Source organism: Elioraea tepidiphila DSM 17972 (assembly GCF_000378465.1).
Classification (GTDB): domain Bacteria; phylum Pseudomonadota; class Alphaproteobacteria; order Acetobacterales; family Acetobacteraceae; genus Elioraea; species Elioraea tepidiphila.
Map to the genome: position 1 here is coordinate 1 of NZ_KB899917.1, position 12,507 is coordinate 12,507.

Sequence of the window (12,507 nt, forward strand, 5' to 3'; positions counted from 1 at the left end):
GGTGCCACCATGACGCACGACTACAAGCGCCACGGCACGACGACGCTGTTCGCCGCCCTCGACGTGAAGGCGGGCACCGTCATCGGCCAGTGCATGCTCCGCCACCGTGCCGCCGAGTTCATCCGCTTCCTCCGCCTGATCGACAAGCAGACCCCGGCGGAACTCGACCTGCACCTGATCCTCGGAGCCAAAGGCGACGCGAAGCGGCACAACTACGCCGCCCACAAGACCGAGGCAGTGAAGCGCTGGCTGGCCCGGCATCCGCGCTTCCATGTCCACTTCACGCCGACCTCGGCCTCCTGGATCAACGCCGTCGAGGGCCTGTTCGCCACGCTGACCAAGCGACGTCTGAAACGCGGCGTCTTCCGCTCCGTCATCGAGTTGAACCAGGCCATCCGGGACTACCTCGACGCCCACAACGCCGACCCGAAGCCCTTCCGCTGGACCGCGCCCGCCGACACCATCATCGGCAAGCACCAGCGCGGGAAACGTCTGCTGGAATCACTCCACTAGACGTCCCGGTCGAAGACGGCGTTGTGGATCGTGGTCCTGTCGCCCGGTGCGACCGGTCGGCGGATGCGCGTCCTGCCATCACGCGGATCGGTGACCGCGCCCCAGAAGCGGATGCGTCCGTCGCCCTGATCCTCGCGGCGCAGCGGGTCGGCGATCACAGCCTCGCACCAGGCAGGCTGGAGATACGGGCGTTTGCGCAACACCTGCTCAAGGAGATAGCGCGTCGCCTGCATCGTTCGGGAGGGTCGGGCTGGTTGACGTATCCGTGCGGGCCTCAAGGGTAGCGCCTCGCGCTGCGGTCCGGACAGTACCCCAGGCAGAGGGCTTCTCGGGGAGAGGGCACGGCGCCCTTGCCCTGACATCCCCCTCTCCGCTATAGGACATATGTCGGATACCTTCCGCGCGTCCGCCGAATTTCGGCCCCTGCCACCCTTGCTCGGGCGCCCCGGTAAAGGAATAAAAGCCTAAAGTAACGCCCGCCGCGCTCAACGCGGCGCGCCGGCCGTGAGCCGCCAGGCGCACGCGGCGAGCATCAGAGAGGCCACCCACCAGGCCTGCCAGACCCCGAAGGCGATCAGCGCAACCGTCAGCCCCGAGGCCGCCGCCGCCGCCCCCGAGGCCAGCGCCACCCGGTCGGTCGCCCGCACGATCCCCCGCCCGATCCACCACGCCCCCGCCGCCGCCAGCAGCAGGCCGACGATCCCGAGCTCCAGCCGGACCTGAAGCCCGCCGTTGTGGGGGTGCAGCGGCAGGCTCTGCACCGCGTGGTCGGGCATGGCGTCGAGCGCGGCGCGCGCCGGTCCGGGCGGGGCCAGCCGGTCGAACGCTTCGGCCGGGATGCGCACCTCTCCGCCCGGCATGACGCGCGAGGCCTCGAACCCCCAGCCCAGCACCGGGCGCTCCGCGGCGCGGGCGGCGGCGAAGTCCCAGATCGCGACGCGGTGCAGGCCCGAGGGCGGCAGGACGCCGGCCTGCGCCGCGGCCTCGCCGGTGGCCTGGAGCACGGAGGGTCCGGCCAGCACGGCGAGCGCCAGCATCAGCGGGCCGAGGCGGCAGACCGCGCGCAACGGGGCGAGCGCGAGCAGCGCCCCGGCCGCCCCCGCGGCCAGCGCCAGCCGTGCCGCCTCCGAGGGGGCGACCAGCACCGCGGCCGCGCCAAGCCCCGCCAGCGCGAGCGCCGCGCCGCGCCCCCCCTCCCGCCAGCACAGCACCACGGCCGGCGCCAGCAGCACCGCCAGCACCGAGGCGCCGGGCTTGATGCCGTCCACGCTGCGCGCGGGCTCCGGGAACAGCCGCACGGCGTTGGTCAGCCAGCCGCCGGTCAGCACCTCGAACAGCAGCACGGCCGCGCCGAGGGCGACGCCCAGGATCAGGCCCCTCCCCGCCTGCCGTCGCGCGGCCGGGTCGAGCAGCCCGACGCCACCGACCACCAGCGCGCCGAGCCCGATCAGCAAGGCGAAGCGCAGCGCCCCGTCGAGCGAGACCTCCGGCGCGACCGACCACGCCGCCGAGGCGATGCCCCAGCCCGCGAGCAGGCCGAGCGGCCAGAGCACCACCGCCGCCCGCGCCAGTTCGCCGAGCCGCGCCCGCTCGGCCCAAAGGAGGGCCAGCGCCGCGGCCACCAGGATCGGCGTCGCCGCGCGCGACTGCATCGTGACGGCGGTCGGCAGCACCGCCAACGCCGCGCCGAGCACCCGGCCGCTCATCGCCGGCGACGCTCGCCGGTCCGGCGCAGATGGGCCTCGCGCCGGGTGATGTAGGCGACCGAGACCGCCATCAACGCCGCGCCCACGGCGAGCGGCCAGCCCGGGCGTTCGGCGAACACCGCCCAGCCGATCAGCGCGCCCATCGGCACGGCGACGAACTCGACCGGCGCGAGCAGGCTCGCCTCGGCCCGGCGCGCGGCGAGGCTCGCGCAGAGGTCGCCGAGCGTGGCGAACCCGGCCGCCGCGACCAGCAGCCCGGCCTCGATCGGCGTCGGCGTGCGCCACCACCAGAGGCTCGGCGGCAGCCAGGCCGCGAAGCCGACGATGCCGTACCAGAACACCACCCGGATCGGCGGCTCGCCGAGCGAGGCCAGGGTCCGCACGAAGGCCAGCACGCAGGCGCCGCAGAACGATGCCGCGACCGCCAGCAGCGCGCCGGGGTTGAGCCCGAGCGCGCCCGCGCGCCGCTCGGCGAACATGATCACCATCACGCCGGCGAAGCCGATCGCGGCCGCGAGCGGACGGCGCCAGCCCACCGTCTCACCCAGCACCGCGACCGCGATCACCAGCAGCCAGAGCGGCCGCGCTTGGCCGAGCGCGATCACGTCGGCGAGCGGGATCAGGGTCAGCGCAGCGATCGAAAGCCCCATCGCCATCACGCCGGCGAGACCCCGGCCGAGATGCAGCCAGACCCGCCGGGTCGCGAGCGAGGGCGCGCGCTTGCCGATCAGCCAGGGCGCCAGCAGCAGCATCGTCAGCAGCGCGCGCGACAGCATCAGGATCGGCAGCGGCAGGCCCGAGGCGAGCACGGCCTTGTTGCAGGCGGTCATGCCCGCGAACAGCGAGGTCGCGAGCAGCATGAAGCCGATCCCGTGGATCGGGGAGGGCGGCCGTTTCATCGCCGCGCCGGCGCCCGGCCCGCGAGCGCCACGCCCGCCAGCACCAGCGCGAAGCCGGCGCCATGGAAGGGCCGCGGCACCTCGCCGAGCAGCAGCATCGCCAGCACCGTGCCGAACACCGGCTGGAGGTGGAGGAACGGCCCCGACGCAGCCGCGCCGATCAGCGCGACCCCCGCATTCCAGCAGAGATATGCGGCGATCGAGGCCGCGAGCGCGGCGTAGAGGACGGCCAGCACTGTCGGCAGATCGAGGCGCGGCACAACGCCGGTGATCGCGATCTCCGCGAGCCAGGACGGCAGCAGCACGCCGAGTCCGAACAGCACCGTGATCGTCAGGAGGGTCAGTGGCGAGAAGGTACCGGGCGGGATGCGCCTCAGCAGCACCGAATAGATGCCCCAGCCGAACACAGCGAGCAGGATGATCCCATCGGAGGGGTTGAGGCGGAGTGCCAGCAGCGCGCCGGGCTCGCCGCGCGCGGCGATGATCGCCACGCCGGCGAGCGAGACCGCGAGTGCGCCGAGCCGCCGCCCGTCCGGGCGTTCGCGGTCGATCAGGAACGCGGCGACGAAGATCGCGAGCGGGCTCAGGCTGATCACCAGCATCGCGTTGATCGCCTCGGTGCCGGTGAGCGCGATGTAGGAGAGGGTGTTGAACGTGCCCACACCGGTCAGCCCGAGGGCAGCGAGAAGCCAGATGTGCCGGCGCACCGCGGCGAGCCGGCCGAGGATCTCGCGCCAGGTGAACGGCAGCAGCACAACGGCCGCGACCAGCCAGCGCCAGAACGCGAGCCCGACCGGCGGCACCTCGCCCCGCACCGCGCGGCCGAGCACGAAATTGCCGGCCCAGAACAGCGCGGCGAGCGCGAGCAGCAGGGCGGCCCGCCGCCAGGCGGCCGTGCGGTTGGCCGCCGGCCGGTCGCCATCGAGGGCTTGCGAAGGACTTGATGCGCGCATACGGAACGAGGCTTAGCGCGGCGCGGCGCGTCGTGCCATGCGTCATCGGCAACACCAGCCCGGCCGCGCCGGGGTTGAACCCCGCGCTTCGTGGGTCCACCCTGTTGACGTTGTTTGGCCGGAACGTCCCGCCCGCTTCCCGATCGAGGTCGCCCGATGCTGCCCTGCTTTGCCGAACCCGGCGCCGCCGCGTTGCCCCTGTATGCCGTCGCACCGGCAGGACTCGCCGAGTGGACGGCCGCGCACGACGCGGACGGATTCGTGACCGCCGCTGGCTTCACGGCGCGATCGGGCGAGGTTCTGCTGCTGCCGGGGGACGGCGGCCTCGGTGGCGCGTTGCTCGGCCTCGGCGACGGCCCATCGAGCGCATGGAGCTTCGGCGGGGCGGCCCAGGCGCTGCCGGCCGGCAGCGTCTGGCGGCTCGAAGGCGCGCCAGACCCGGGGCGCGCCGTGCTCGGATGGGGTCTCGGGGCCTATCGCTACACGCGGTTCAAGACGCCCGGGCGCGACCTCGCGCGTCTCGTGCCGCCGCCCGGCACCGATCCGGCCCAGCGCGAAGCCGCAGCGGTGTGGTACGCGCGCGACCTGATCAACCATCCGGCGAACATCCTCGGGCCGCGCGAGCTTGCGGAGTGCGTCGTCGCGCTCGGCGCCGAGCATGGCGCGACGGTGCGCCTCACCGCCGGCGAGGAGCTCGAACGCGCCTACCCGACCGTCGCGGCCGTCGGGCGGGGCAGCGCCCGCCCGCCGGTGGTCGCGGATCTCTGCTGGCGCGGGTCGGCAGCCGCGGCCGACGCGCAGCTGGTGACGCTCTGCGGCAAGGGCGTGTGTTTCGACACCGGCGGCTACGACCTGAAACCGGCCGCGGCGATGTTGCGGATGAAGAAGGACATGGGCGGTGCGGCCGTGGCCCTCGGCGTGGCGCGGCTGGTGATGCAGGCGGACCTGCCGGTCCGGCTGCGGGTGCTGATCGGCGCGGTCGAGAACAGCATCGGCGCGCACGCGATGCGCCCGCTCGACGTGGTGCGGACGCGCAAGGGACTGACGGTCGAGATCGGCAACACGGATGCCGAGGGGCGGCTGGTGCTGTGCGACCTGCTGGCGGAAGCGGATGGCGAAGCGCCGGCGCTGCTGATGGATTTCGCGACCCTGACCGGCGCGGCCCGGGTCGCCCTCGGCCCCGATCTCGTCGCCCTGTTCGCCCAGGATGACGGGCTCGCGGCGTCGCTGCTCGAGGCAGGAACGGCGGCCGAGGACCCGGTGTGGCGCATGCCGCTGTGGCCGGGCTATGCGGCGTGGCTGGAGAGCCAGGCGGCGGATCTGGCGAATGTGGCATCGAAGCCACATGCGGGCGCGATCGTGGCGGCCTTGTTCCTTCAGCGTTTCGTGTCGCCGGATCGATGCTGGGCGCATTTCGATCTCTATGCATGGAACGATTCGCCGCGTCCTGGACGCCCCGAGGGCGGCGAGGCCACAGGCCTGCGCGCGGCCTATCATGCGATCGCGGCACGTTCGGCACGCTGATGTGTGGATGACGCCGCCATAACAACCGCGCGAGTGCCCGGTCACGGCGGGATGATCTCGGCCAAGCAACTTTCGGCGAAATTCGCTCTTTGCTTTTTCGTTGCAGGAGCCTACATGCACTCCAGCGCCGGCGCCGGGGAAATGGCACGGCCGTTATGGAAGGTGAAGAACGATGGCAGCAAGCAACGCAACCGAGCAGCTCCTCTCCGTGCTGCGCGAGACGATCGTGGCCCTGGTGCGCCGCGACGGTCCTGATCTCTCAGCCCGCCAGCTCGGCGTGTTCCTGACGGTCTACCTGACGGAGGGTCCGCACACGGTGCGCGGTCTCGCCGCCGAGCTGAACGTCTCCAAGCCCGCGATCACCCGCGCGCTCGACCGGCTCGGCGAGCTCGACCTCGCCCGCCGCAAGGTCGACCCGATGGATCGGCGCAGCGTGATCGTGCAGCAGACGCTGAAGGGCTCGGCGTTCCTGCGCGAGCTGCGCAAGATCATGGGCGAGGCCTCGGGCGGCCGCAGCTCCGGCAGCATGCGCCGCGCCGCCAACGCCTGATCCTTCAAGGCGTTCCATGCGAGGGGCGCGGCCGCAAGGCCGCGCCCCTTTCGCGTCTGGGGCTGGCGTCGGGGCTCACGTCAGAGGCGCGACCTGCGCGGCGGTTCAGTAGCCGACCGACACATCCACCCGGTTCAGCAGCGCCTCGCCCGCCGCCAGGCGGCGGAGATTCTCCACCACCTGACCGGCCACGCTGCGCGGCACCGTGATGCTCGCGGCATGCGGGGTCACGATCACCTTCGGATGGCCCCAGAACGGGTGCTCACCGGGCAGCGGCTCGACCTCGAACACGTCGAGCGTGGCGCCCGAGAGATGCCCCGAATCGAGTGCGGCCAGCAGGTCGTCCTCCACCACATGGCCGCCGCGCGCGGCGTTGATCACGTAGGCGCCTTTCGGCAGGGCCGCGAACGCCCGTGCGTTCAGGATGCCGCGCGTCGCCGATGTCAACGGCAACAGGCAGATCAGGATATCAGTTCTTGAGAGAAATCTGATCATTTCGCCGTCACCGACGAAAGATTCGATCCCGTCGAGTCGCTTCGGCGAACGACTCCATCCGGCAACCCGGAAATTGAGCGCCGCCAGCTTGCGTGCCGCATCCGCCCCGAGCGTGCCCAGGCCGAGAATGCCGATGCGCGTGTTCTCGGTGTCCGGCGCGGGGAGCTCATGCCAAATCCGTGCCTTCTGCTGGGCCCGGTAGGTCTCGGCCTGGCGGTGGTGGCGCAGCACCGCGAGCAGCACGTACTCGCTCATCGCCGTGGTCAGCAGCCGATCCACCAGCCGCACCACCTCCACGCCGGGCGGCGGCCCGGGCGGGCGGAACAGGTGATCGACCCCGGCGCCCATGCTGATCAGAAGGCGAAGGTTTGGATATCGATACAGATCCTCGGGGGGATGGTTCCACGTCACCGCCGCGGTGATGTCCTCCACCGGACCGGTGTCCGGGAACAGGCGGATGTCGAGCGACGGCTCGAGGGCCAGCAGCTCGCGCCGCCAGACCTCCATGGTCGCCGGCTTGGTCGAAACGAGCAGCGCGCCGGTCACGGGTGGCCGTCCTCCTCATCCTCCTCGCGCGTGCGCGCCGCACGCACGAACGCGATCCAGTCGCCGTCCGGCGGACGACACTCCTCCTCGCCCGCGCGCAGCGTGATCGCTGCCGCCTCCCAGGCCTGCAGGAAGGCCTCGGGCGCGGAGGTCACGAAGGCATAGGTGCGGGCATACACCTGGTCCTTGATGCGCGGCAGGATAACCAGGAACCAGACCGCGATGCCGGCCGTGAGTGCCAGGATGCCGAGCGTCACGCCGCCGAGGATGGTGGCGCTGATCACGCCGAACAGGCCGATGCCGATCGGCAGGGCGCTCTCGATGCGGCGGAACACCGGGCTGCCCGGGCGCGACATCAGACCGATGTTGACACCGAGGACCAGCCGCTTCTGCGCCAGCAGGCGCGTGAGGCGGGTATGGGCGTCGCGAATCCGGGCCTCCGACATGGCGACCTCCATACCACGCCGTGCCGCGAGGCCGAGTCCCGCCGGCCGAGGGCGGGATGGCGGCAGACGGGGTGTCTACGGCGCGAGCCCGAGCATCGTGTAGAGTCGGGCGCTCGCAGGCCATGCGTCGATCACGGCATGCGGATAGCGCACCGCGCCGTACCCCGCCCCCGCGATCAGGACCAGCGTGACCACCCAGGCGATCGCCGCGCCGGCCCCACCGCGACGCGCGCGCGGCCGCATCTCCGGCTCGTCCTCGACGGGCGGGAGCGCAGGCGGTGGGGCGGGCGGGGCCTCCCTGCGCCGTGGGGGAGGCGGCGGTTCGTCGTCGAGGTTGCGCACCTTCGGCGGCGGCGGCTCGGGCCATTGCGGCAGCAGCGCCTCGCCCTCGGCGGGTTCGGGGCGGGCCAGCCAGACGGTGCCGCAGCGTGCGCAGCGAACATTCTTGCCTGCCGCGCCGATCACGCCGGCGGCGACATCGTAGCGCGCGCCGCAGCTCGGGCAGGCGATCCGCGGCATCAGGTCGATCCTCCGAAGGGCTGGGACTCGGCGGAGGCCATGGTTTCGCCGACGGCCGGGGCCCGCGCAAGCCCCGTCCTTGCGGCGACGCAGGGGCCCATGCCAGCGTGCAGCGATCCGGCGACTCGACCGCGAGACCGGGTCGAGAGATGTCGCGCAGGCCCCCCTTGATGACCGAGCGCACCGCTTCCCGCCGGCGCCTCCGGCGTCTGGCCGCCGCCGCGGCGCTGCTGCCCGCTGCCCTGCTTGCGGGGTTCATCGCCTTCGTCGCGACCGTGCCGGGCGAACCGCCGGCGGCGCCCGCGGCCCCGCCCGGCGCCGGGATCGTCGTGCTCACCGGCGGCGCAGGGCGGGTCGCCGAAGGCTTGCGGTTGCTCGCAGCCGAGCCCACCTCGCGGCTCCTGGTCTCCGGCGTGCATCAGACAGCCACGCTGGCGGAGCTCGAACGGGCGGAGGGGATCCCGCTGACGGCGCTCGCTGGTCGCATCACCCTCGGGCGGCGCGCCGCCTCGACGCGCGGCAACGCCGAGGAGGCGGCGCAGTGGGCCCGCGAACGCCGGCTCGACACCCTGGTCGTGGTGACGGCCGGCTACCACATGCCGCGCGCGCTCCTGATGCTGCGGCGCGCGCTGCCCGAAGCACGGCTGATCGCCCATCCCGTGACACCGGCCCCGTTCCGCGAGCCGCGCTGGTGGCTGCGACCTGGTGTGCTGCGGCTGGCCGCGGGGGAATATGTGAAGCTGCTGGGCGCCCTGGTCGGTCTCGCGCCCGCCGATCCGGGGGTCTCGTGACACTGCTGCGCTCGACCCTGTTCAACGTGGCGTTCTTCGCGTTCACCGCGGTCGCCTCGCTCGTGTGTCTTCCGCTGGTGCCGCTGCTCGATCGCGCGGGGCGGCTCGCCCTTCTCGCCTGGTGGGCCGAGCGCGTGCTCGGATTGCTGCGGATCGTGGTCGGGATCCGCGTCCGGGTGACGGGGCGCGAGCACCTGCCCGAGGATGGCCCGGCACTGATCGCCTCCAAGCATCAGTCGGCCTTCGACACGATCGTGTGGCTCACCCTGCTGCCACGCCCGGCCTATGTGCTGAAGCGCACGCTGCTGTGGATCCCGATCTATGGCTGGTACGCCCGCGCGACCGGGATGATCGCGATCGACCGCACAGCCGGGCCTGCGGCGATCCGCCACCTGATCCGCGCCGGCGAGGGGGCGGTGGCCGAGGGACGCCAGATCATCATCTTCCCCGAAGGAACCCGCACCGCGCCCGGTGAGCGGCGCCCCTATCAGCCGGGCGTCGCCGCGCTCTATGCGCGCTCGAGACTGCCGGTGATTCCGGTCGCGACCGATTCCGGGCTCTGCTGGGGGCGGCGCGCCTTCCACAAGCATCCGGGCACGATCACGGTGGCGGTGCTGCCGCCGATCCCACCCGGATTGCCGCGCGAGGCGATGCTCAAGCGTCTCGAGACCGCGATCGAGGCCGAGACCGACCGGCTGCTTGCCTCCGCCCCGCCGTCTGCGTGAGGCTCTGCCCGACCGTCCAGGGGAGGACCACGTGACTGCCGCGAACGACGATCCCGCGCTTGCCCGCTGCCCGGCGAATTTCCAGCCGCTCACCCCACTCTTGTTCCTGGAGCGCTCGGCCGCGGTGTTCCCGGATCGGATCGCCGTGGCGCACGGGGCGTTGAGGCGGAGTTACCGCGACTTCCGCGACCGGTCGGTGCGGCTCGCTCATGCGCTCGCGCAACGCGGCATCGGCCGTGGCGATGTGGTTGCGGCCCTGCTGCCGAACGTGCCGGCGATGCTGGAGGCGCATTTCGGCGTGCCGATGGCGCAGGGCGTGCTGAACACGATCAACACCCGGCTCGATGCCGGCACGATCGCCTATATCCTGGAACACGGCGAGGCGAAGGCGATCCTCGTCGAGCGCGAGTTCATCCCGCTGCTGCGCGGCGCCTTCGCCCAGACCGAGGCGCGGCCGCTGGTGATCGAGGTGGAGGACGACACCACGCCCGAGAGCGCCCGCGGGGAGACCCTGGGTGGCATCGACTACGAAACCTTCCTCGCGACCGGCGATCCCGGCTTCGCCTGGCCCATGCCCGTCGACGAGTGGGACGCGATCTCGCTGAACTACACCTCCGGCACCACGGGCCGGCCCAAGGGCGTGGTCTATCACCACCGCGGCGCGCAGCTGCTCGCCGTCGGCAACGTGCTGTCGGCGTCGATCCCGCGGCATCCGGTGTATCTGTGGACGCTGCCGATGTTCCACTGCAACGGCTGGTGCTTCCCGTGGACGATCACCGCGCTCGCCGGCACGCATGTCTGCCTGCGCGCGGTGCGCGGCACCGAGATGTGGCGGCTGATGGCCGAGGAACGCGTCAGCCACATGTGCGGCGCGCCGATCGTGATGGCGACGCTGCTGAACACGCCGGAGGCGGAGAAGCGGGCGCTCGACCGGACCGTGACGTTCCTGGTCGCCGCCGCGCCGCCGCCCGAATCGGTGCTGCGCGCGATGCGCGAAGCCGGGTTCGATGTCTGCCATGTCTATGGCCTGACCGAGGTGTACGGGCCGGCGGTGGTGAACGAGTGGCACGAGGAATGGAATGCGCTGCCGATGGCGGAGCAGGCCGCGCTGATGGCGCGCCAGGGCGTGCGCTATCTCGCGCTGGAGGGTCTCGCGGTGCAGGACCCCGCGACCATGGCGCCGGTGCCGGCCGATGGTGCCACGCTCGGCGAGGTGATGATGCGCGGCAACGTGGTGATGAAGGGGTATCTCAAGGATGCGGCCGCGACGGCGAAGGCGTTCGCCGGCGGCTGGTTCCACACCGGCGATCTCGCGGTGACGCAGCCCGACGGCTACATCCAGCTCAAGGACCGCTCGAAGGACATCATCATCTCGGGTGGCGAGAACATCTCCTCGATCGAGGTGGAGGACGTGCTCTACGCGCACCCGGCGGTCGCGGCGGTGGCGGTGGTGGCGAAGCCCGACGAGAAATGGGGCGAGACACCCTGCGCCTTCGTCGAGCTCAAGCCCGGCGCGACGGCGACCGAAGCCGAGCTGATCGCGTTCGCGCGCGAGCGGCTCGCGCATTTCAAGGTGCCGCGCACGGTGCTGTTCGACGAGATCCCGAAGACCTCGACGGGGAAAATCCAGAAGCACCTGCTGCGGGGGCGGGTTCAGCCGTAGGCCGCCTCCAGCAGCGCGCGGTAGTCAGCCTCGCTCGCCTCGCGCGGGTTGGTCGCGTGGCAGTGGTCCTTCAGCGCCGCGGCAGCGATCGCCGGCAACACCGCGCGCTTCACCCCCATCGCCCCCAGCGTCGCGGGCAAGCCGAGCGCCGCCGCCCGTGCCGCGAACGCGTCGGCCACCGCCTCGGGCCGCGTATCCACGAGCCCCATCGCCGCGCCGAGCGCGCTCACCCGCTCCGGCACCACGGCCGCGTTGAAGCGCACCACATGCGGTAGCAGCACAGCGTTCAGCGTACCGTGGTGCAGCACCGGCGGCGCGGGGATGCCGCCCAGCGGATGGGCGAGCGCGTGCACCGCCCCGAGCCCCTTCTGGAACGCCATCGCCCCTTCCATCGAGGCCATCATCATCTCCCACCGCGCCCGACGGTCGTCGCCGTGCTGGGTCGCGCGGACGATGTGGCGCCAGGCGCGCGCGAGCCCGTCGAGCGCGATCGCATCCGCCACCGGATTGATGCGCGGCGACAAGTACGCCTCGACATTGTGGGTCACCGCATCCATGCCGGTGGCGGCGGTCAGCAGCGGCGGCAGGCCGAGTGTCAGTTCGGGGTCGCAGATCGCCACCTTGGGCAGCAGGTAGGGGCTGCCGACCGAGACCTTGCGCCCGTCATCGAGCACGATGATCGCGCCGCGGCTCACCTCGCTGCCGGTGCCCGAGGTGGTCGGGATCGCGACGTTGGGCGCTGCCGCCGCCGTGATGCGCGCGAGCCCGCCCTCGATCACGGCGTATTGCTTGAGGGGGCCGCCCGGGTGCGTCACCGCGACCGCCACCGCCTTGGCGAGGTCGAGCGGCGAGCCGCCGCCCAGCCCGATCAGGCCGTCCGCCTCATGCTCCCGATAGGCTTCCGAGGCGGCACGCACCGCCGCCTCGGTCGGGTTGGGCGGGGTGTCGGCGAACAGCGCGACTGGCAGATCGGCGGGCAGGGCGGCGCGCACGCGGTCCCATAGCCCGGCCGCGACCACGCCCCGGTCGGTCACCAGCAGCGGGCGGCGGATGCCGGCGAGCGCCAGTTCCTCGGCCAGCAGCGCGACCGCGCCGAAATCGAACTGCACCCGCGTCACGTACGTGATCAGAGCCATCGGACCCCCCTCCCCGCGCAGCCGTGTGGCGGCTCGGCCTT

The 12,507-nt window shown here is 72.4% G+C and carries 14 protein-coding genes; 6 read left to right on the plus strand and 8 right to left on the minus strand.

Annotation, left to right across the window (positions count from 1 at the left end):
* A partial coding sequence (locus F563_RS0107575) for an IS630 family transposase (protein WP_019014056.1) occupies positions 1-513 on the plus strand: 513 nt, incomplete at its 5' end.
* Here F563_RS0107575 and F563_RS0107580 read toward each other — a convergent pair.
* The 4 genes from F563_RS0107580 to F563_RS0107595 all read right to left on the minus strand — a co-directional run bounded on the left by F563_RS0107580 (position 510) and on the right by F563_RS0107595 (position 4,071).
* The gene (locus F563_RS0107580; RefSeq protein ID WP_019014057.1) at positions 510-746 is read right to left on the minus strand and encodes a hypothetical protein; all 237 of its coding nucleotides are present in this window, start codon (positions 744-746) and stop codon (positions 510-512) included. The two genes, F563_RS0107575 and F563_RS0107580, sit on opposite strands and share 4 nt — an antisense overlap.
* Positions 747-998: 252 nt before the next feature.
* A complete protein-coding gene (locus F563_RS23860) occupies positions 999-2,219 on the minus strand; it encodes an O-antigen ligase family protein (protein ID WP_019014058.1) in 1,221 nt (406 codons plus the stop codon).
* On the minus strand, positions 2,216-3,079 hold the full coding sequence (locus F563_RS21950) for a DMT family transporter (protein ID WP_019014059.1): 864 nt from the start codon (positions 3,077-3,079) through the stop codon (positions 2,216-2,218). The genes F563_RS23860 and F563_RS21950 overlap by 4 nt, the downstream gene beginning before the upstream one ends.
* Positions 3,080-3,114: 35 nt before the next feature.
* The gene (locus tag F563_RS0107595; protein WP_019014060.1) at positions 3,115-4,071 is read right to left on the minus strand and encodes a DMT family transporter; all 957 of its coding nucleotides are present in this window, start codon (positions 4,069-4,071) and stop codon (positions 3,115-3,117) included.
* Positions 4,072-4,227: 156 nt separating this feature from the next.
* Between F563_RS0107595 and F563_RS0107600 the strand changes: the two genes are divergently transcribed.
* Together F563_RS0107600 and F563_RS0107605 are read left to right on the plus strand one after the other, a co-directional pair.
* Positions 4,228-5,595 carry a leucyl aminopeptidase family protein gene (locus tag F563_RS0107600; RefSeq protein WP_019014061.1) on the plus strand — a complete coding sequence of 456 codons (1,368 nt, stop codon included), beginning with the start codon at positions 4,228-4,230 and terminating at the stop codon, positions 5,593-5,595.
* A gap of 172 nt (positions 5,596-5,767) precedes the next feature.
* A complete protein-coding gene (locus F563_RS0107605; protein ID WP_019014062.1) occupies positions 5,768-6,145 on the plus strand; it encodes a MarR family transcriptional regulator in 378 nt (125 codons plus the stop codon).
* Between the two features lie 105 nt (positions 6,146-6,250).
* On the opposite strand, the gene F563_RS0107610 is transcribed toward F563_RS0107605, so the two are convergent.
* From F563_RS0107610 to F563_RS25330, 3 genes are all read right to left on the minus strand, one after another.
* A complete protein-coding gene (locus F563_RS0107610) occupies positions 6,251-7,186 on the minus strand; it encodes a 2-hydroxyacid dehydrogenase (protein ID WP_019014063.1) in 936 nt (311 codons plus the stop codon).
* Positions 7,183-7,632: a hypothetical protein gene (locus tag F563_RS0107615; protein WP_156825106.1), complete on the minus strand. Its 450-nt coding sequence runs from the start codon at positions 7,630-7,632 to the stop codon at positions 7,183-7,185. The genes F563_RS0107610 and F563_RS0107615 overlap by 4 nt, the downstream gene beginning before the upstream one ends.
* 75 nt (positions 7,633-7,707) lie before the next feature.
* Positions 7,708-8,151, minus strand: a complete 444-nt coding sequence (locus F563_RS25330) for a zinc-ribbon domain-containing protein (protein ID WP_019014065.1) — start codon at positions 8,149-8,151, stop codon at positions 7,708-7,710.
* A 170-nt stretch (positions 8,152-8,321) separates the two neighbouring features.
* Between F563_RS25330 and F563_RS21960 the strand changes: the two genes are divergently transcribed.
* From F563_RS21960 to F563_RS0107635, 3 genes are read left to right on the plus strand one after another with little or no spacing between them, the layout of a single operon-like run.
* The gene (locus F563_RS21960; RefSeq protein WP_019014066.1) at positions 8,322-8,942 is read left to right on the plus strand and encodes a YdcF family protein; all 621 of its coding nucleotides are present in this window, start codon (positions 8,322-8,324) and stop codon (positions 8,940-8,942) included.
* Positions 8,939-9,667 carry a lysophospholipid acyltransferase family protein gene (locus F563_RS0107630; protein WP_019014067.1) on the plus strand — a complete coding sequence of 243 codons (729 nt, stop codon included), beginning with the start codon at positions 8,939-8,941 and terminating at the stop codon, positions 9,665-9,667. The genes F563_RS21960 and F563_RS0107630 overlap by 4 nt, the downstream gene beginning before the upstream one ends.
* A 31-nt stretch (positions 9,668-9,698) precedes the next feature.
* Positions 9,699-11,330, plus strand: a complete 1,632-nt coding sequence (locus tag F563_RS0107635; protein ID WP_019014068.1) for an acyl-CoA synthetase — start codon at positions 9,699-9,701, stop codon at positions 11,328-11,330.
* On the opposite strand, the gene F563_RS0107640 is transcribed toward F563_RS0107635, so the two are convergent.
* Positions 11,321-12,466 (minus strand): iron-containing alcohol dehydrogenase, encoded by a 1,146-nt coding sequence (locus tag F563_RS0107640; protein ID WP_019014069.1) that lies wholly within the window; start codon positions 12,464-12,466, stop codon positions 11,321-11,323. The genes F563_RS0107635 and F563_RS0107640 overlap by 10 nt on opposite strands.
* Positions 12,467-12,507 lie beyond the last annotated feature (41 nt).